Annotated in this window: 17 protein-coding genes; 12 read left to right on the top strand and 5 right to left on the bottom strand. The window is 50.6% G+C overall.

Annotation, left to right across the window (positions count from 1 at the left end):
* Window positions 1-113: 113 nt before the first annotated feature.
* The 4 genes from J7E85_RS28225 to J7E85_RS28240 all read left to right on the top strand — a co-directional run bounded on the left by J7E85_RS28225 (window position 114) and on the right by J7E85_RS28240 (window position 2,138).
* The gene (locus tag J7E85_RS28225; RefSeq protein ID WP_215163249.1) at window positions 114-662 is read left to right on the top strand and encodes a hypothetical protein; all 549 of its coding nucleotides are present in this window, start codon (window positions 114-116) and stop codon (window positions 660-662) included.
* Between the two features lie 197 nt (window positions 663-859).
* On the top strand, window positions 860-1,159 hold the full coding sequence (locus J7E85_RS28230) for a phage holin family protein (RefSeq protein ID WP_251036105.1): 300 nt from the start codon (window positions 860-862) through the stop codon (window positions 1,157-1,159).
* A 113-nt stretch (window positions 1,160-1,272) separates the two neighbouring features.
* The gene (locus tag J7E85_RS28235) at window positions 1,273-1,791 is read left to right on the top strand and encodes a DinB family protein (RefSeq protein WP_215163250.1); all 519 of its coding nucleotides are present in this window, start codon (window positions 1,273-1,275) and stop codon (window positions 1,789-1,791) included.
* A 191-nt stretch (window positions 1,792-1,982) separates the two neighbouring features.
* On the top strand, window positions 1,983-2,138 hold the full coding sequence (locus tag J7E85_RS28240) for a hypothetical protein (protein ID WP_006208027.1): 156 nt from the start codon (window positions 1,983-1,985) through the stop codon (window positions 2,136-2,138).
* Between the two features lie 51 nt (window positions 2,139-2,189).
* Here the strand turns inward: J7E85_RS28240 and J7E85_RS28245 are convergent, their stop codons facing one another.
* Together J7E85_RS28245 and J7E85_RS28250 are read right to left on the bottom strand one after the other, a co-directional pair.
* Window positions 2,190-2,420, bottom strand: coding sequence for a hypothetical protein (locus J7E85_RS28245; RefSeq protein WP_071222107.1), 231 nt, complete (start codon window positions 2,418-2,420; stop codon window positions 2,190-2,192).
* Window positions 2,421-2,996, bottom strand: coding sequence for a 5' nucleotidase, NT5C type (locus tag J7E85_RS28250; RefSeq protein ID WP_076322219.1), 576 nt, complete (start codon window positions 2,994-2,996; stop codon window positions 2,421-2,423).
* A gap of 288 nt (window positions 2,997-3,284) precedes the next feature.
* Between J7E85_RS28250 and J7E85_RS28255 the strand changes: the two genes are divergently transcribed.
* From J7E85_RS28255 to J7E85_RS28265, 3 genes are all read left to right on the top strand, one after another.
* Entirely contained in the window at window positions 3,285-5,537 is a 2,253-nt protein-coding gene (locus tag J7E85_RS28255) for an ATP-binding cassette domain-containing protein (RefSeq protein WP_215163251.1), read from the top strand.
* 298 nt (window positions 5,538-5,835) lie between these two features.
* Window positions 5,836-7,512: a glycoside hydrolase family 13 protein gene (locus tag J7E85_RS28260; RefSeq protein WP_215163252.1), complete on the top strand. Its 1,677-nt coding sequence runs from the start codon at window positions 5,836-5,838 to the stop codon at window positions 7,510-7,512.
* Between the two features lie 39 nt (window positions 7,513-7,551).
* Window positions 7,552-8,613: an NAD(P)-dependent alcohol dehydrogenase gene (locus J7E85_RS28265; protein ID WP_215163253.1), complete on the top strand. Its 1,062-nt coding sequence runs from the start codon at window positions 7,552-7,554 to the stop codon at window positions 8,611-8,613.
* Between the two features lie 128 nt (window positions 8,614-8,741).
* Here the strand turns inward: J7E85_RS28265 and J7E85_RS28270 are convergent, their stop codons facing one another.
* Together J7E85_RS28270 and J7E85_RS28275 are read right to left on the bottom strand one after the other, a co-directional pair.
* The gene (locus tag J7E85_RS28270; RefSeq protein ID WP_215163254.1) at window positions 8,742-9,590 is read right to left on the bottom strand and encodes a DUF4179 domain-containing protein; all 849 of its coding nucleotides are present in this window, start codon (window positions 9,588-9,590) and stop codon (window positions 8,742-8,744) included.
* Window positions 9,587-10,105 (bottom strand): sigma-70 family RNA polymerase sigma factor, encoded by a 519-nt coding sequence (locus J7E85_RS28275; protein ID WP_215163255.1) that lies wholly within the window; start codon window positions 10,103-10,105, stop codon window positions 9,587-9,589. Before J7E85_RS28275 ends, J7E85_RS28270 begins: the two co-directional genes overlap by 4 nt.
* A gap of 327 nt (window positions 10,106-10,432) precedes the next feature.
* On the opposite strand from J7E85_RS28275, the gene J7E85_RS28280 reads away from it, so the two are divergent.
* From J7E85_RS28280 to J7E85_RS28300, 5 genes are all read left to right on the top strand, one after another.
* Window positions 10,433-11,683, top strand: coding sequence for an MFS transporter (locus J7E85_RS28280; RefSeq protein ID WP_215163256.1), 1,251 nt, complete (start codon window positions 10,433-10,435; stop codon window positions 11,681-11,683).
* Between the two features lie 354 nt (window positions 11,684-12,037).
* Window positions 12,038-12,358, top strand: coding sequence for a PadR family transcriptional regulator (locus J7E85_RS28285; RefSeq protein ID WP_076322212.1), 321 nt, complete (start codon window positions 12,038-12,040; stop codon window positions 12,356-12,358).
* 70 nt (window positions 12,359-12,428) lie between these two features.
* Entirely contained in the window at window positions 12,429-12,770 is a 342-nt protein-coding gene (locus J7E85_RS28290; protein WP_215163257.1) for a DUF1048 domain-containing protein, read from the top strand.
* 169 nt (window positions 12,771-12,939) lie between these two features.
* Complete coding sequence (locus tag J7E85_RS28295) at window positions 12,940-13,701, top strand: ABC transporter ATP-binding protein (RefSeq protein ID WP_076322210.1); 762 nt, start codon at window positions 12,940-12,942, stop codon at window positions 13,699-13,701.
* Complete coding sequence (locus J7E85_RS28300) at window positions 13,702-14,451, top strand: ABC transporter permease (protein ID WP_215163258.1); 750 nt, start codon at window positions 13,702-13,704, stop codon at window positions 14,449-14,451.
* A 90-nt stretch (window positions 14,452-14,541) separates the two neighbouring features.
* Here the strand turns inward: J7E85_RS28300 and J7E85_RS28305 are convergent.
* Window positions 14,542-17,994 (bottom strand): WIAG-tail domain (locus tag J7E85_RS28305; RefSeq protein ID WP_215163259.1); only part of this gene is annotated, 3,453 nt, incomplete at its 5' end.

Consider the following 17,994-nt stretch of genomic DNA (forward strand, 5'->3'; position numbering starts at 1 on the left):
CCCGCATGTACGGTGGTGTGAGAGGACGGGGGTTAGCCGCCCCCTCCTACTCGATTATAATATTCATGGAAAATAATGGGTCAGTCATTCTGATGTATCAGGGGGAGTTCTATATGAAGAATCGCAAATTCTTGGTAACCTTCGGTTATAACCTGGACCATAGTAATATCGATTACCTGGTGTCAGATCGCCTGTCCCGCCATAAGGGCTGGATTCAGAAGGATTACTTCGATCCGGTGCTGCACAAAGGGGCTGCGTTTATTCTAAACTACCAGATCATCGACACGAATGTTGCCAGAGTCTCGCAGCGGTATTACTTGGATGATTACCACGTCACAGAAGCCCAACTGCAAGGCTTTCTTTACTCACTAAACAAGCTGAAGGGCACGCATGTGTTGTGCAATCCCACGAAGCAGGGACATCACTGGACCGTTATTGATGGGCACGAGTACAGCTGTTATGCCTATCAGACATTGGATGGAAGGGATCTCCGTTTTTTAGAATACGATAACGATACCACGGCGGATGCGAACATGAAGAAGGGGATACCCCGGATTCCCGAGCATCAGCATTATCTAACCTTTCCCTCAGACTGCAGTCAAGAAGAGAAGGATCGGCGGTTGAACGATTGGTTCAAAAGGATAATAGAAGCGGGCAGGTAGCAGTCTTAAGAGCCACCGCCATTCATATTGGATAGTCACTGCGTATTTCCTCCACCCGGGAATACCGCGATTTGTGCTGCGTCCGCTCATCGTCAAACCTATCGAAAATTCCATTTCGCAGATTCTATTATTTTGCTTGCGAGAATAAGGATATAAATACAAGCCGATCGATAGGCTCGAGGAATAGGATGTAGAAGATGAATGGAAAGGGTGGGTTTACCATGGAATGGAGCGTCATTTTTCAATTGATCGACCCGCGGCTCTTCATGGTCGTTGCTGCCTGTTGGGTAATCGGATATGTGCTGAAGCAAACCCCCAAGGTTCCGAATTGGAGCATTGTATATCTGGTTATAGTCTTATCGATTCTGTTCACAACCGGCTTGATCGGCTGGAGCGTGGAAAATATCATTCAAGGCATACTCGCAGGGGCGTTTGCGGTATTCGGGCATCAGGCCGTTAAACAAACGGCGGAGGCGATTGCGACTAGAAAGAAGTAAGAATGGCTGAATGACCCAGGATGGTTTTTGCCTAAACCGAACTTTACCTGGCAGTCTGCCGCTTGAGCCTGTTATTCTTAGGTTCATGAGATGATGTAAGGGAGCGTGAAGATTTGCAGAGGAAAACGTTGACGGTTGAGGCATTGCCTGGGTTTGAGCCGGAGATCGGCCGCTGGATATGGGGACTTGAGGATGTGCGGCGAACGATATTGAAACGGCTGGAAGGGATTCGATATGAGTTTTTGAACCATAAGGTAGACGGTCGGCAGTCGATAGGCTCACTGTTGTACCATATCGCTTACATTGAAGCGGACTGGCTGTACGCCGAGGTGCTTGAATCCGATTGGGACCCGAAAATAAAGACTTACTTTCCCTGGGATCACCGTACCGAGGATAACCATCTTTCTGAAGTGCCGGATCAGTCATTGGAGGAGCACCTTCACCGCATGCAAAGGGTACGTCAGGAATTGCTTGCCCATTTCAAAGGCATGGACCTCTCGGACTGGAGGCGAGTCAGACAACTGGAACCGTACGATGTGACGCCCGAATGGGTCATCTATCATCTGATTGAGCATGAGTCCCATCATCGGGGACAGATATTTCAGCTGTTAAGAGAATTGGAGCACGCATAAGAATCGATTGACCACGCAAGTAAGACTGGGGCCTCCGTTGCATAATGCCGGAGCCTTTTGAGGCTGCTGTTATATACATTAAAATCCCCCGGGGCAGGGAGCTTTCCTTGCTCTTTTTTGTATATCCTGCAACGATTCAGCATGTCAAAACGTAATAAGCAGATAAAGAGTACGGTATCGGAGGAGATAAGATGAATAATGAATTCTACGTGGGATGGGGAACGCTGGCGTTGATTAATGCGGGGTTGGCTCAAGGAAAAAACAGAACGGGATTAAACTGGTTTCTGTTATCCCTGTTGCTTGGCCCGCTCGCAACCCTGTTTCTTGTCCTGTCAGCTAAAAGGTAATCTAAGCAATAAAAGAGCCGCCTCCCGGCAAGGGAAGCGGCCTTTATCGTATTACATCCGTTGAAACATAGCGGTGTCACGGCTGTAGTGTGTCAGATAACCGGTCTCTTCGTTGCGGATGCGGACGACATCCGGTGTGTAGCATTCAATGTAACCTCGCTCGATCTCCACGTATACGCTTGCGGGATCCTCTTCCCATACGGAAACCACCGTTTCCGACAATGCGGCCGCGAAAAAATGGATGTCTTGCGATAGGTACCGACTATTGCGGTCTGTATTCATTTATTTCATATCCCCTTGATGGTTAGAATCAGATAAAATGCGGTCGACTAACTCGTTCATTCCCTTCCAGGAATCCTTCAGAATAAACTCATGCTGAATATGCGCGTTCCACGGACGCGGAATCAGAATGGTTTGCTTTCCAGCTTTTCTGGCGGCAATCGCATTATGGGGACCATCGTCAATCAGAAGATCGAATTCCACTAGATCCTTGCGCTTGGCCACGAAAAAATTCTCGAACGGAATAAAAGGCATGTGCCGTTGCAGCCATCTCCACTTCTCGGGCACCGAGGAGGGACGGGCTGCGGTAACAACAATGACGTCATAATCATGCGTCATTCTGTGGACTTCGTCAATCGTATATTCATCAAATATTTCAAGTTCTTCATATAAACCCGGCTTTCCGAAGAAAAACTCTTCTGAGCAGTCAGGATGCCAGATTTGGTGCAGGTTATAATCGGTAATCTGATCCAGCGTCAGCTGAGGATCTTTGTACTGCAGATTGTGATAGTGAATGGCCTTGGGTATGAGATGGCAGATGGTATCGTCCATATCGATGGCGACTATTTTTTTGCTCATATCGTCATTATTCTCCTGTAATCATGAATTCTAAGAAACGATGATGTTCCGTAATTGTAAGGGATAGGATGCTTATTGGCAAACCGGAATCAAAAATGGGAGGGTGTAACATTTTCTTCCCCCAAACTCTTATAAACTAAGTATAGCATTAATACGGTTAACAACCTTCCTGATATTTACCGGTTGCGGGAATAACTTAATAATAGAGACCTTCACCCATTATGACAGTACATGTCATGATTGCCCTTTTATAATAGGAACACTACAGGGTATAAGGGAGGAACGGCCATGGCGCAAGAATATATCAACATACGTGGAGCCAGGGAGAATAATCTGAAGAATGTTTCGCTGCAAATTCCAAAACGGAAAATCACGGTCTTTACCGGCGTATCCGGCTCGGGCAAATCGTCCATCGTGTTTGATACCATTAGCTCGGAAGCTCAGAGATTGCTGAATGAGACGTTTACCGCTTTTGTCCGTAACCGACTTCCACGGCATAGCCAGCCGGACGTCGATTCGATCGAGAACTTGTCGACGGCCATTGTCATCGACCAGAAGCGTCTGGGGGGCAATTCACGGTCCACGCTAGGCACGATCACGGATCTGTACGCCATACTCCGTCTGTTGTTTTCCAGGGTGGGACAGCCATTTGTGGGATACTCCAACGTCTTTTCTTTTAACGATCCGCAGGGCATGTGTCCGGAATGTCAAGGAATCGGCAGGAAGGTCGAGCTGGATCTAAATAAACTGCTGGATAAGAACAAATCTTTGAATGAGGGAGCAGTCCGATTTCCTATTTTCTCAGTGGATAGCTGGTATATGAAAAATTACACCATGTCCGGTTTCTTTGATAACGACAAGAAGCTGGCCGACTATTCGGAAGCGGAATGGGATCTCTTCCTAAACGGCAAGGAGGGAAAGGTGACGTTTCCGTCCAAGGGTGGACCGGTACAGTCTGACTTCGAAGGCCTCGTGTTGAAGTTCAACCGGTTGTATATACAGAGAGACAGCAGTGAGTTATCCGAGCGGACCTTAAATCACGTCAAAAATTTTATTACGCATGGCACATGCCCGTTATGCGAGGGAACACGGCTCAGTCAAGCGGCATTAAGCTGCAGAATCAACGGATATAATATCGCCGAATGTGCAGCCTTGGAGATTGGGGAGTTACGAGAGGTCATCCTGAACATCAAGGAGCCGGTGGCTGCCAGTATGGTGGCCAGCTTGGCCGAGCGGCTGCAGCACTTGATGGATATGGGGCTGGATTACTTAACGCTGAATCGGGAGACGACCACGCTCTCTGGAGGTGAATCGCAGCGGGTGAAGATGGTTAGGCATCTGGGCAGCAGTCTAACGGATATGATGTATGTTTTTGATGAGCCTAGCGTTGGTTTGCATCCACGGGATGTTCACCGCCTGAACGACATGCTCAGGAAGCTTCGTGACAAGGGCAACACGGTGCTGGTCGTGGAGCATGACCGTGACGTGATTGAAATTGCCGACCATGTGGTGGATGTGGGACCGAATGCCGGTACCCGGGGTGGAGAAGTTGTCTTCGAGGGCACGGTTGAGCAGCTGTGCAGCCAAGCATCTACGTTAACCGGGCAGTATATGAAACGCTGCATGCCGATGAAAGAACAGTATCGGGTACCGACAGGACAAATGGCCATTGCCAATGCCCATCATCATAACCTGAAAAATGTAACGGTAGATATCCCGGAAGGCGTGTTGACCGTGGTCACGGGCGTAGCGGGGTCAGGCAAGAGCTCGCTGATTCATCATGCCTTCCTGTCCCAGCATCCCGAGGCTGTTGTCATCGACCAGTCCGCCGTCAGCACCTCAATCCGTTCCAATCCTGCTACCTATACGGGGATCATGGATGACATCCGGAGCATGTTTGCCAAAGCTAACGATCAGAGTCCATCCCTGTTCAGCTTCAATTCCAAAGGAGCCTGTCCCGACTGCCACGGCCTCGGGTTCATCTATACGGACCTGGCGTTTATGGAAGGCATTAAGTCTCCGTGTGAAACCTGTGACGGCAGGCGCTTTAAGGATGATGTGCTGCAGTATAAACTCCATGGAAAAATGATTACCGACGTACTGGATATGACGGTGCTGCAGGCACTCGATTTTTTCGAGGGAAAAAAAATCAGACGGCGGCTGGAGGCCCTGCACGATGTCGGCCTGCACTATCTAACACTCGGACAGCCGCTAAGCACCCTGTCCGGGGGCGAAAGTCAGCGCATCAAGCTGGCCAGCGAGCTGCACAAGCAGGGAAAGATCTACGTGATGGACGAGCCGACGACCGGGCTGCATATGTCAGATGTCGGACATTTGCTGGACATGATGAATCGGCTCGTCGATAACGGCAGCTCGGTGATTGTCATCGAGCACAATCTGGACGTGATCCGTCAGGCGGATTGGATCATCGATCTCGGACCCGAGGCAGGCAGCAGGGGAGGCCGGGTCATGTTCGAAGGAACGCCTGCTGAACTGATCATGGCGGAACAATCGCTGACTGCGAAGTATGTACGGGGTTAGCGGGAGATCAAAGAAGTGGAGTGAATGGCGGGTCCTTACCGGAGTCTGACCAAACCCATGCAGTATATTACATGGGAGCTGGCACGAATTCGTTTCAGTAGTTGTTCCATAGTAGACCTATAGTGGCCGTGCCGCATATCCCCGCGGCATGGTTATTCTATGGTTGTTAGGCTTATAAGATCGCTTAAACGGCAATACTGTATGCTGCGACAGACGAAGTTGGTTAATGAAGTGCGTGTAATGACTTGGTCTGCATTCCTAATAAGCAGCATCTTTATTGTAAACGGGGGATACAACAATGCAGAAAGTATGGTGGAAAGAAGCCGTTGCTTACGAGATCTATCCACGCAGTTTTATGGATTCGAATGAAGACGGCATCGGGGATCTGCAAGGGGTTATATCCCGTCTGGATTATTTGAAGGATCTCGGGATTGACGTTATATGGGTATGCCCCATCTATCGCTCATCCAATAACGACAACGGTTACGATATCAGCGATTATCAGGATATTATGACGGAGTTCGGATCCATGGCCGACTTCGATCAGCTGCTGGCCGAAATTCATAACCGCGGCATGCGGCTTATTATGGATCTGGTGCTCAATCACACCTCGGATGAACATCCGTGGTTTATTGAATCCCGTTCCTCCCGCACCAATCCGAAGCGGGATTACTACATCTGGCGGGATGCGAGGGATGGGGCCGAGCCGAACAACTGGGAATCCGTCTTCACCGGTTCCGCTTGGGAATATGACGAGTTAACGGATCAATATTATCTCCACCTCTATTCCAAGAAGCAGCCTGACTTAAATATGGAGAATCCGGCGGTCAGGGATGATCTGGTCAGGATGATCCGTTGGTGGCTGGATAAAGGGATTGACGGTTTCCGCGTGGATGCGATCACCCATATTAAGAAGCTTCCGGGTTTGCCGGATATGCCGAATCCGAATCATCTCCGATATGTTGACTCGAATCCCGGACATCGGAATATAGCGGGCATCCATGATTTTCTTCAACAATTCAAACGAGAAGCGTTCTCCCATTATGACATTATGACGGTTGGTGAAGCGAGCGGCATTCCGATAACGGAAGCAGACCGCTGGATCGGGGAAGAGAACGGGGCGCTGAACATGATTTTTCAATTTGAGCACGTCAATCTTGATTTCGGGCTCGAAGGGCGCTGGGATTATGCGATCTGGGACTTGGCCGAATTGAAGCAGATCATGCATAAATGGCAGACGGGCCTTGAAGGCGTGGGCTGGAATGCCCTTTATATGGAGAATCACGACCAACCCCGCTCCGTATCCCGTTTTGGCGATCCGGTCCACTATCATAAGGAATCGGCCAAGATGCTGGCTACTTTTTTTATGCTGATGCAGGGGACGCCGTTTATTTACCAGGGGCAGGAAATCGGAATGACGAATGTTGAGTTTGCGGAGCTGAGCGATTATCGAGACGTGGAGATCTACAATTATTACCGCGAGCGGCTGTTGGACGGGAAAGACGTGTCCGAGACGATGCGCAGAATCGCGTACCGGGCAAGGGACAATGCAAGAACGCCGATGCAGTGGGATGACACGCTTTATGGCGGCTTCTCCACGGTTGTGCCGTGGATCCGCTGTAATCCGAATTATCATGAGATCAACGTGGAGCAGCAGTTAAATGATCCCGATTCCATTCTGAATTACTATAAAGCCTTGATTCGTCTGCGCAAATCCAGTGAGGCGTTGATCTACGGAACATATGAAGCGGTGCTTCAGGAGCATCCGGAAATTTTCGCTTATTCCAGGTCGCTCGGGAACGAGACGTACTTGGTCGTACTCAACTTCTATAGCGGAACACCGGATTTTCAATTCCCTGTCGAGTGGCGTGAGCATCAACCGGAAGTTGTACTCACGAACTACGAGCGCTCGGACCGAAGTTTCGGCGAATTCGCTCTCCACCCTTATGAAGCGATAGTTTATCGTGTAAACTAAGTTGGTAAGCGATTTCTTGAGAGGAGAGGTGAATGCAGCTTGTCACAACCAAACATGATGTCTGCAGCTGTTCTAGATCGCCCTTTATCCATTGGGGTGAAGCAGGTTCCCATTCCAGAGCCGAAGCCGGATGAAGCCTTGATTCAAGTGTATTGCATCGGCATATGCGGTTCGGATGTGCACTACTATGAGCATGGACGGATTGGCAGGTATGAGGTGAAGGAACCGTTGATTCTGGGGCATGAGCTTGCTGGCGTTGTCGTAAGGACGGGGGAGAAGGTGAGAAATGTCTCCGTCGGTGACCGCGTGGCCGTGGAACCGGGCGTTACGTGCGGGCGCTGCTCTTATTGTAAAAGCGGACGTTACAACCTGTGTCCGGATGTTGTATTTATGGCCACCCCACCGGTTGACGGAGCTTGGGCCGAATACGTCGCGGTGCGAAGCGACTTCCTGTTCCGGCTGCCGGATGCAATGTCCTTTGAGGAAGGCGCTTTGCTTGAACCGCTGTCCGTAGGACTTCATGCCGTACGCCGCGGGCGTATCCAGCCAGAGGACCGGGTGCTGGTTCTCGGTCTGGGGCCGATTGGCTTGCTTGCCATGGAGGCGGCTAAAATGTCCGGAGCTTCTCAGATATATGGCAGTGATGTCGTGGAATACCGGCGTAATTTGGCCCTTCAGATGGAAGCCTCCGGCGTGATCAATCCGATGGATGAATCCGTTCCGCAGCGATTGAACGAACTTACGGGCGGCAAAGGTATTGATCTTATTATTGAAACGTCGGGCAACGCAGGTGCCATCGCGGATTCAATCGGTTATGTGAACCGCGGAGGCCGGATCGTGTATGTAGGTCTGCCGACAAAGGATGCCATCCCAGTGGATATTGGCGCTTTGGTTGACGCCGAGCTGGATGTATACGGTGTGTTCCGCTACGCGAACACGTACCCGGCGGCTATTCAGATGCTGCAAAACAAGGGCAGCCGCATACGCGATATCATCACCCACCAGTTTTCCTTAGATCAGATCGAGGAAGCTGTAGAGCTTGCTCGCACGCAAAAGGACACCAGTGTAAAAGTCATGATCTATCCTCATCCAACCGCATAACATGGTTGCAACCGGGAGAGTCGCTTTTCGGGGCCAGCACGTTCAATCGTGCCCAAACAACGTCATTGATCATCATAAAAAGGCACCACTCCAACATTAGTCGGAGCGGTGCCTTTTCATAATCCGGGTTAGTTCGGGCGTTCATTGCTCATCCAGCTGTCGATACGCAGATCATCGCTGTAGCTGTCGCGAGCCGAAATTTCACCAAGCTTCTGCTCGGCTTCCTCACGGGTATCGAACCCGCCGATGACCGCGATGAAGTCACCGCCAGCGGTCTTAACGAAGGTCACATCGTCTTCCATATAAATCTCTTCAAGAATAGCAAGGGATTCCCCTTGTGGCATGGCTTCACTGCGGATATAGAACACCTCGCGCGGGGTTACCGGCTCGCCGGTCGAAGTGAGCTTCAGCTCAATATAGCCGGGGTCTTTATATTCGGATACGGTATGCTTCACGCCATCCTTCAGTTCAACGACAAAACGCATGGCCGAGTCGTCCAAAATCACATTTTCATAGACATCCTTCACCAGTGGCAGGGCCAGCATGTCTTTCTTGAGGGTTTCATAATCAAAGTTTCGTACACCGTTAAACGTGAAGATCAGACGGTTTGGTGCATCCCGATGATCCACGGTGTAGGACGGGACACTGGAAACGGACTTGCCTTCCTGATCAAATTGAATCTTAATCACGTCCTCGGAAGCTTCCGTACCCACGGTAACGCCGTCGGTCCGCTCGCCTCCGCCCCCGAACTGCAGAACCTGAACGATGCTGCCCACCACGGGGACTTTGGCTAAGGCGTTTGCCACCGTCGGGATGTTGACCACGAATAGTACGGCAATGGCAGCTGCAACAACGGACGAATATCTCGTCAAGCGTATGGATCGTTTGCGGGCAGCCGCCTTTTTCTGTGCTGCGGCCATAACATCGGTTAGCTGGGCAGGGATCTCAATGTGTTCGTAGCGTTCTTTTCCTGTCATAGATTATCGACCTCTCCCTCGATTAAATACGATTTTAATTTTCCGATAATGCGGTAGAATCTGGTCTTGACCGTGTTTTCGGACAATGACAGCACATCCGCCATTTCTCGAAAGCGCAGGTCCTCAAAAAACTTCAGAATAATATAGGTTTTCTCTTCTGGCATCAGTCTGTCCAGCGCATCATATAAATCCATTTTCTCTTCCAGCGGTAGGGTATGCTCTGCGGCTGCATAGTCTTGCGTTTGGTCCTCCATATAAGTTACCCGCTTCTTGCGACCGAGATGGTCGATGGCAGCGTTAATGACAATCCGGGTCATCCAGGACTCAAAATACTGCGGCGTGTTCATCCGCTCGTAAGCGAGAAATCCCTTATAGGTTGCCTCGGAGACGATATCGAGTGCCTCCTGCTCATTTTTGACATAGCAATAGGCCACCCGGTATAACTTGCTTTTGCATTTCTCAATATTTTCACTGAACTGTTTTGGCTTCGACTCTTTCGCTCTCAGTTCACTCACCCCTAACTACTAGCGCTAGTATTTTATGTCATGGTACGAATTCGTTTTGATCTATTCCTGGTTTAATGGGTTGGATCATGCTCAAGTACTTGAGTGCGCTTGACTGATCATTAGACCGTGGAGCGGGCCAAATAGTTTTAGCCGGGGATAAAAAAGTTGCGGTTGGTGAGATATGCCATCTGATTCGCTTGAAAAAATTAATCCGTGAACTTAACAGAAGTCCTTAACGGTGTTACTATATTAACCATATAAAATGTACGGAGGCCAGAACATGTAAGGTTTTTCTACCCTAACCAACACAACTAAATACAGAATTGGGGTAGAAAGATGAAGAGGAAATCTTTTCGGTATCTCTGGATAGGTCAGGCGCTCGCCAATAGCGGCGATTTGTTTTACATTGTCGGCCTGATGGCCATTATCTATGGGATTACGGGATCCGCCATGTTGATGGCCATGATACCTTTTGTCACGACGATGGCACGGTTTATAAGCGGGAGCTTTGCGCCCGTGTTGATGGATAAATACAGCCTCAAGTCGCTGCTTGCTTCGTCGCAAATCGGGAAAACGGCCGTGTTGTTCCTATTGTTAATGACCTACTATGTGCTGGGAGAGCAGGAGGTGACGGTCTATGCGATCCTCGGATTCGTATTCCTCATCTCTTTGCTTGATGGCTGGGCTGCACCTGCAAGCCATGCCATGCTGCCGCGTCTGGTGGATGCCACCGAGCTGACGAAAGCGAATAGCTTTGTTGCCATCGTGGATCAGCTAATTCAACTGGGAGGCTGGGCTGTTGGGGGACTGCTGGTCGTAGTCTTGGGCGGAAGCAACGTAATATGGCTGACCTTTGCCCTGGCCCTCGCCGCCGCAGTCTTCATGAAGCTTATAGAGGATCGGCATGAATCCACCCAGGAACAGAAAGAGAAGGCTCGCGTTTCGAATTGGCGCTCCATTCAGGAAGGCTGGACACTCATTTGGAAACAGCCTTCTCTTCGGGCAATTCATATGATTTATGTATTGGAGACGATGGCGGGCGTGATTTGGATCGCAGCGACCATCTACGTGTATGTAGCCGATGTGCTGCACAGGGAGGAGGCATGGTGGGGATATATCAACGCAAGCTTTTTCCTGGGACTCATGCTGGGTGGACTGTTTGGAATGAGAAATGCGGGGCTGATCGACCGCAATATCCGCAAGTTCGTCATCTGCTCTTCCTTCGGCATTAGTATCATGACGTTCGGTTTTGGATTGACCTCGGTGCCTTGGCTGGCCCTGGTGTTCTCGGCAGGCTTCGGCGTTTTTGAACAGCTTAAGGCAGTCTCGCTTCAGACTACACTGCAGCGGGGCGTATCTGTCCATGTATTACCAAAAGTGTACGCAGCTCAAAGCGCGCTTGTTTCGCTGGTATTCGGATTATCCACCCTGTTGTTTGGGTTCATAACCGATGAATTCGGCGTTCGGGCTACGTACATCATCGCTGCCACGGTATTGTTCATCTCGGGATGTTACGCATTACGGATACGAACGAGATTGCCGGAGTTAGGGGAGGGGCTTGAACAAGGACGGATCGGCATCGAATAATCAATAAACAAAAGGCGAGCTTAAAGCTCGTCTTTTTTGCATGCATAAATCGCGGGGCGATACTGGTTTGAAAATATTTGGAAATCCGGTTGACAATCCATCTACTACGCATTACGATATACCTGTAGTAGGTCACACTGAATACCGACATCACTGAACAATGAGGTTGCAAAAATATTTTAAAGAAGTTGTTGACACCCCCTGCTACTCAGTATTACAATGTACGTGTAATGAGTAATACTTAATAGTGTGTTTTTCCAAATGCTATTAAGTAAAAATTTCCTTCGGTACTATGTTATACTGAATATAGGTAATACTAAGTAGGGGAGGGCGAAATAGAGGAGGCTTTCGAATATGGAAAATTTAACTGAAATGCTGAAGGGTTCGCTGGAAGGCTGTGTGCTGGAAATCATCAGCCGCCGTGAAACCTATGGTTACGAGATTACCCGCCGTCTGAACGAGCTTGGGTTTACCGAAGTCGTGGAAGGAACGGTCTACACTATACTCGTGCGGTTAGAAAAGAAAAAGCTGGTGAACATTGAAAAGAAACCGTCAGACATGGGGCCTCCGCGCAAGTTTTACTCACTTAATGAGGCTGGCCGCCAGGAGCTTGAATCGTTTTGGGAAAGGTGGGATTTCTTATCATCAAAAATCAACGTCTTGAAGTCAATCTAGCCTCATAAGATATTCCGTCCGATATTTTTGGAGTGCCTTGTTCCGCTTTATATAAAAGGAGGAAAATTATATGTTGGAAATATTCAAAAAAATGATTGGTGATAAAAAAGAGTACAAAATGATGATGGCACGGGTTGAAGCCCTGCCTGAGGACTACCAGTTTGTATTTAAGAAAATTCAAAACTACATGTGGAATTTCTCAGCGGGCAACGGGATGGATATGCTGCACATGCAGTATGAATTAATCGAGTTGTTCGAAGCCGGAGCAGCTGAAGGCAGACAAGTGCTGGAAATCACCGGGGAAGACGTGGCGTCCTTTGCTGACGAACTAGTAGCAAACGCTAAAACCTATGTAGCCAAGTATCGGGAAGATTTGAATCAGAGTATCATGAACCGATTGGGTAAAAAATAAATTCAATAGATCATACCGACTGATTAGCTGGTTACTAATGTGAATTGCCACCTTCGCTATTCAGTTAATTTTTAACCCGGTAGTAAGTTATACAGATTATCAGTATTACTAAATAGTTGGGTGCAGGCAACCTAGCTCCGCAAGGCGCTAATTATGAGGAGGAAAAAATATGAGGAATGCAGCGATTTCTGTAAAAGGGTTAAAAAAATCCTTTAAAGACAAGGAAGTCTTAAAGGGGGTGGATTTTGAAGTGCGGCGTGGGGAAATTTTCGCGCTGCTGGGCTCAAATGGAGCAGGCAAGACAACGACAGTCAACATTCTCTCAACGCTGATGAAGCTCGATGGCGGCCAAGTAGGTATTTGCGGCTTTGACGTCCAGCGTCAACCGGATCATGTTCGCCAGAGCATCAGCCTGACAGGGCAGTTCGCAGCTTTAGACGGCATGCTTACCGGGCGGGAAAACCTGATGATGATTGCCAAGATGCGGGGAGTTTCCAATCCAGCTCAAGTCGCCGACGATCTGCTTGCAAGATTCAGCCTGACCGATGCGGCTAGCCGCCGGGCAGATAAATATTCCGGCGGGATGAAGCGCCGGCTTGACATCGCCATGAGCCTGATCGGGACACCAGCCGTCATTTTTCTCGACGAACCGACGACAGGGCTTGACCCCGAAGCGCGGATTGAGGTCTGGAATACCGTCAAGGAGCTTGCCGGCGGCGGCACGACCATCTTGCTGACGACCCAGTACCTGGAGGAAGCCGAACAACTGGCGGACCGTATCGCCATCCTGCATGGCGGAAAAATCATCACGACCGGTACCCTTACCGAACTCAAAGAGATGTTCCCGCCAGCCAAAGTGGAGTACATCGAGAAGCAGCCGACATTGGAGGAAATTTTCCTCGCGATCATCGGCAACAAGGAGGCGATGTAAATGAAAAGCAAAACAGGGGTGTTACTAGGGCGTTTAATGCGCAACATCATGCGCAGCCCGGACACAATTATCACGGTGGCGATTACGCCGATTATGATGATGCTGCTGTTTGTCTACGTATTTGGCGGCGCCATAGAGACAGGTACGGACAATTACGTCAATTATTTATTGCCGGGAATTTTGCTGATGGCTATCGCATCCGGCGTTGCTTACACTTCCTTGCGGCTGTTTACGGATGTAAAGAGCGGGTTGATGGCGCGTTTCATTACCATGCCGATCAAGCGCTCGTCGGTATTGTGGGCTCACGTGTTGACCTCACTTGTTTCCAATGCGCTTACTGTCGTGGTGGTTTTCCTCGTCGCGCTCTTGATGGGCTTCCGCTCCGGCGCTGATATCCTGGATTGGCTCGCGGTAGCTGGGATACTCGGGTTGTTTACGCTGGCGCTGACATGGCTGGCAGTCATTCCCGGCTTGACAGCGGGGTCTATGGAAGGGGCGACAGCCTACTCGTACCCGCTGATTTTCCTGCCGTTTATCAGTTCGGCCTTTGTCCCCACCGAAACCATGCCTAAAATTGTCCGTGCGTTTGCTGAGAACCAGCCCGTGACTTCAATCGTGAATGCGATTCGTGCCCTCTTGTATGAAGGGACGGTTGGCAACGATATCTGGATCGCGCTTGCTTGGTGCGTTGGCATCATGGTCATTGCTTACTTTTTCGCCAGTAAAACATTTAAACGCCAGTTAGGGTAAGTAAACCATTATGGGAATGTGGAGAAATTGACGTAAAAGAGGCCCTCCCGTGTTACCCAGGGGAGGGCCTCTTTTGGAATGCTATGGGTGTTACCGTGAAGGACCGATCGCAATCCAGGACATGAAACCATAGGCGAGATTGCAGTTAGGCTGGCGGCTTACTTCAAGGACGGCGACATCCTCACGCTGGGATTTTAGGGAGATCTGGAAGCCTGGATTGTTGCTCATCCCCACAATGATATAGTTGATCCCAGCAAAAGCCTCCTCAAATTGGACGGTCACCTCGGTCAAAGCTTCAGCACCAAATACAAAAGGCGTCATGCCGAATTGCTGTAGCTTCGGCTGGCCGGCTACGCTGCGCACCGGCGTAAAGGCCAGATGCTGTGCAGTGACTGCTGCCTCAGCCAATTGCTGGCCGGTAACAGCACCGTCGGAAATATGAACGCTAGTGACTGCCGAGTTGCTTAATTTGGCGCCATCAATGCTGCCATCAGCGAGTGTAAAGGTATCAAAGACGTCCGGTCCAAGATGCCGGCTTTCAATGGAGCCTTCGGCAATCTGGGATCCAGTCAATGAACCTTCTGCAACGTTCGATCCCGTGATGGTACCTTCGGCGATTTGGCTTCCCGATACAGAGCCATCAGCGAGGGTAAAGGTATCAAAGACGTCCGGTCCAAGGTGCCGGCTCTCGATGGAGCCTTCGGCAATCTGCGAACCGTCCAATGAACCCGCCGCAATGTTCGATCCCGTGATGGTACCTTCAGCGATTTGGCTTCCGGTAACAGAGCCATCAGCGAGGGTGAAGTTATTGAAGGCATCCGCTCCAAGATGCCGGCTTTCAATGGAGCCTTCGGCAATCTGGGATCCAGTCAATGAACCTTCTGCAACGTTCGATCCCGTGATGGTACCTTCGGCGATTTGGCTTCCCGATACAGAGCCATCAGCGAGTGTAAAGTTATCATAGACGTCCGGTCCAAGGTGCCGGCTCTCGATGGAGCCTTCGGCAATCTGCGAACCGTCCAATGAACCCGCCGCAATGTTCGACCCGGTGATGGTACCTTCTGCGATTTGGCTTCCGGTAACAGAGCCATCAGCGAGGGTGAAGTTATTGAAGGCATCCGCTCCAAGGTGCCGGCTTTCAATGGAGCCTTCGGCAATCTTCGAACCGTTCAATGAACCTTCCGCAACGTTCGATCCCGTGATGGTACCTTCAGCGATTTGGCTTCCGGTAACAGAACCATCAGCGAGGGTAAAGGTATCAAAGACGTCCGGTCCAAGGTGCCGGCTCTCGATGGAGCCTTCGGCAATCTGGGAGCCAGTTAATGAACCTTCCGCAACGTTCGATCCCGTGATGGTACCTTCAGCGATTTGGCTTCCCGATACAGAGCCATCAGCGAGGGTAAAGGTATCAAAGACGTCCGGTCCAAGGTGCCGGCTCTCGATGGAGCCTTCGGCAATCTGGGAGCCAGTCAATGAACCTTCCGCAACGTTCGATCCCGTGATGGTACCTTCAGCGATTTGGCTTCCTGATACAGAGCCATCAGCGAGGGTAAAGGTATCAAAGACGTCCGGTCCAAGGTGCCGGCTCTCGATGGAGCCTTCGGCAATCTGCGAACCGTCCAATGAACCCGCCGCAATGTTCGACCCGGTGATGGTACCGTCAGCTATGTTCGCGCCGGTGATGGTGCCTTCAGCGATTTGGCTTCCAGTAACAGAGCCATCAGCGAGGGTAAAGGTATCAAAGACGTCCGGTCCAAGGTGCCGGCTCTCGATGGAGCCTTCGGCAATCTGCGAACCGTCCAATGAACCTTCCGCAACGTTCGATCCCGTGATGGTACCTTCTGCGATTTGGCTTCCTGATACAGAGCCATCAGCGAGGGTGAAGTTATTGAAGGCATCCGGTCCAAGGTGCCGGCTCTCGATGGAACCTTCGGCAATCTGGGATCCAGTCAATGAACCTTCTGCAACGTTCGATCCCGTGATGGAGCCTTCGGCAATCTTCGAACCGTCCAATGAACCCGCCGCAATGTTCGACCCGGTGATAGTACCGTCAGCTATGTTCGCGCCGGTGATGGTGCCTTCAGCGATTTGGCTTCCAGTAACAGAGCCATCAGCGAGGGTGAAGTTATTGAAGGCATCCGGTCCAAGGTGCCGGCTCTCGATGGAACCTTCGGCAATCTGGGATCCAGTCAATGAACCTTCTGCAACGTTCGATCCCGTAATAGTACCTTCTGCGATTTGGCTTCCGGTAACAGAGCCATCAGCGAGGGTGAAGTTATTGAAGGCATCCGGTCCAAGGTGCCGGCTTTCAATGGAGCCTTCGGCAATCTTCGAACCGTTCAATGAACCTTCCGCAACGTTCGATCCCATGATGGTACCTTCAGCGATTTGGCATCCGGTAACGGAGCCATCAGCGAGTGTAAAGTTATCAAAAGCATCCGGTCCGAGGTGCTTGCTCTCGATGGAGCCCACGGCAATCTGCAAACCATTCAATGACCCCTCGGCTACGTTCGCGCCGGTGATGGTACCTTCAGCAATTTGGCTTCCAGTTACAGAGCCTTCAGCCAGGGTGAAGTTATCAAAGGCGTCGGGTCCAAGGTGCCGGCTTTCAATGGAGCCTTCGGCAATCTGGGAGCCGTTCAAAGACCCCTCGGCCACGTTCGCGCCCGTGATGGTACCTTCAGCAATTTGGCTTCCTGTAATAGAGCCGTCAGCCAAGGTGAAGTTATCAAAAGCATCCGGTCCAAGGTGTCGGCTCTCGATGGAGCCTTCGGCAATCTGCGAACCGTCCAATGAACCCGCCGCAACGTTCGATCCCGTGATGGTACCTTCAGCGATTTCTCTTCCGGTAACAGAGCCATCAGTGAGGGTAAAGGTATCAAAGACGTCCGGTCCGAGGTGCTTGCTCTCAATGGAGCCTTCGGCAATCTGGGAACCGTTCAATGACCCCTCGGCTACGTTCGCGCCCGTGATGGTACCTTCAGCAATTTGGCTTCCGGTAACAGAGCCCTCAGCGAGAGTAAAGTTATTGAAAGCATCCGGTCCAAGGTGCCGGCTCTCGATGGAGCCTTCGGCAATCTGCGAGCCGTTTAAGGACCCGTCGGCCACGTTTGCGCCCGTGATGGTACCTTCAGCAATTTGTCTTCCCGTAACAGAGCCTTCAGCCAGGGTGAAGTTATAAAAAGCATCCGGTGCGAGATGCTTGCTCTCGATGGAGCCTTCGGCAATCTGGGAACCGTTCAAGGACCCATCGGCCACGTTCGCGCCGGTAATGGTGCCCTTGGCGATTTGTCTTCCGGATACAGATCCGCCGGCCAGGGTGAAGTTATCAAAGGCGTCGGGTCCAAGGTGCCGGCTTTCGATGGAACCCTCTGCAATCTGGGACCCGTTCAACGAACCGTCGGCCACGTTCGCGCCGGTGATGGTGCCCTCGGCGATTTGTCTTCCCGTAACAGAGCCCTCCGCTAAGGTGAAGTTATCAAAAGCATCCGGTGCGAGATGCTTGCTCTCGATGGAGCCTTCGGCAATCTGGGAACCGTTCAA

The organism is Paenibacillus sp. ISL-20 (genome assembly GCF_018613005.1).
Classification (GTDB): domain Bacteria; phylum Bacillota; class Bacilli; order Paenibacillales; family Paenibacillaceae; genus Paenibacillus_AQ.

Coding starts and splice junctions, on each gene's coding strand:
- J7E85_RS28225 (WP_215163249.1), top strand. CDS start 114: ATGAAGAATCGCAAATTCTTGGTAACCTTCGGTTATAACCTGGACCAT.
- J7E85_RS28230 (WP_251036105.1), top strand. CDS start 860: ATGAATGGAAAGGGTGGGTTTACCATGGAATGGAGCGTCATTTTTCAA.
- J7E85_RS28240 (WP_006208027.1), top strand. CDS start 1,983: ATGAATAATGAATTCTACGTGGGATGGGGAACGCTGGCGTTGATTAAT.
- J7E85_RS28245 (WP_071222107.1), bottom strand. CDS start 2,420: ATGAATACAGACCGCAATAGTCGGTACCTATCGCAAGACATCCATTTT.
- J7E85_RS28250 (WP_076322219.1), bottom strand. CDS start 2,996: ATGAGCAAAAAAATAGTCGCCATCGATATGGACGATACCATCTGCCAT.
- J7E85_RS28255 (WP_215163251.1), top strand. CDS start 3,285: ATGGCGCAAGAATATATCAACATACGTGGAGCCAGGGAGAATAATCTG.
- J7E85_RS28260 (WP_215163252.1), top strand. CDS start 5,836: ATGCAGAAAGTATGGTGGAAAGAAGCCGTTGCTTACGAGATCTATCCA.
- J7E85_RS28270 (WP_215163254.1), bottom strand. CDS start 9,590: ATGACAGGAAAAGAACGCTACGAACACATTGAGATCCCTGCCCAGCTA.
- J7E85_RS28280 (WP_215163256.1), top strand. CDS start 10,433: ATGAAGAGGAAATCTTTTCGGTATCTCTGGATAGGTCAGGCGCTCGCC.
- J7E85_RS28285 (WP_076322212.1), top strand. CDS start 12,038: ATGGAAAATTTAACTGAAATGCTGAAGGGTTCGCTGGAAGGCTGTGTG.
- J7E85_RS28290 (WP_215163257.1), top strand. CDS start 12,429: ATGTTGGAAATATTCAAAAAAATGATTGGTGATAAAAAAGAGTACAAA.
- J7E85_RS28295 (WP_076322210.1), top strand. CDS start 12,940: ATGAGGAATGCAGCGATTTCTGTAAAAGGGTTAAAAAAATCCTTTAAA.
- J7E85_RS28300 (WP_215163258.1), top strand. CDS start 13,702: ATGAAAAGCAAAACAGGGGTGTTACTAGGGCGTTTAATGCGCAACATC.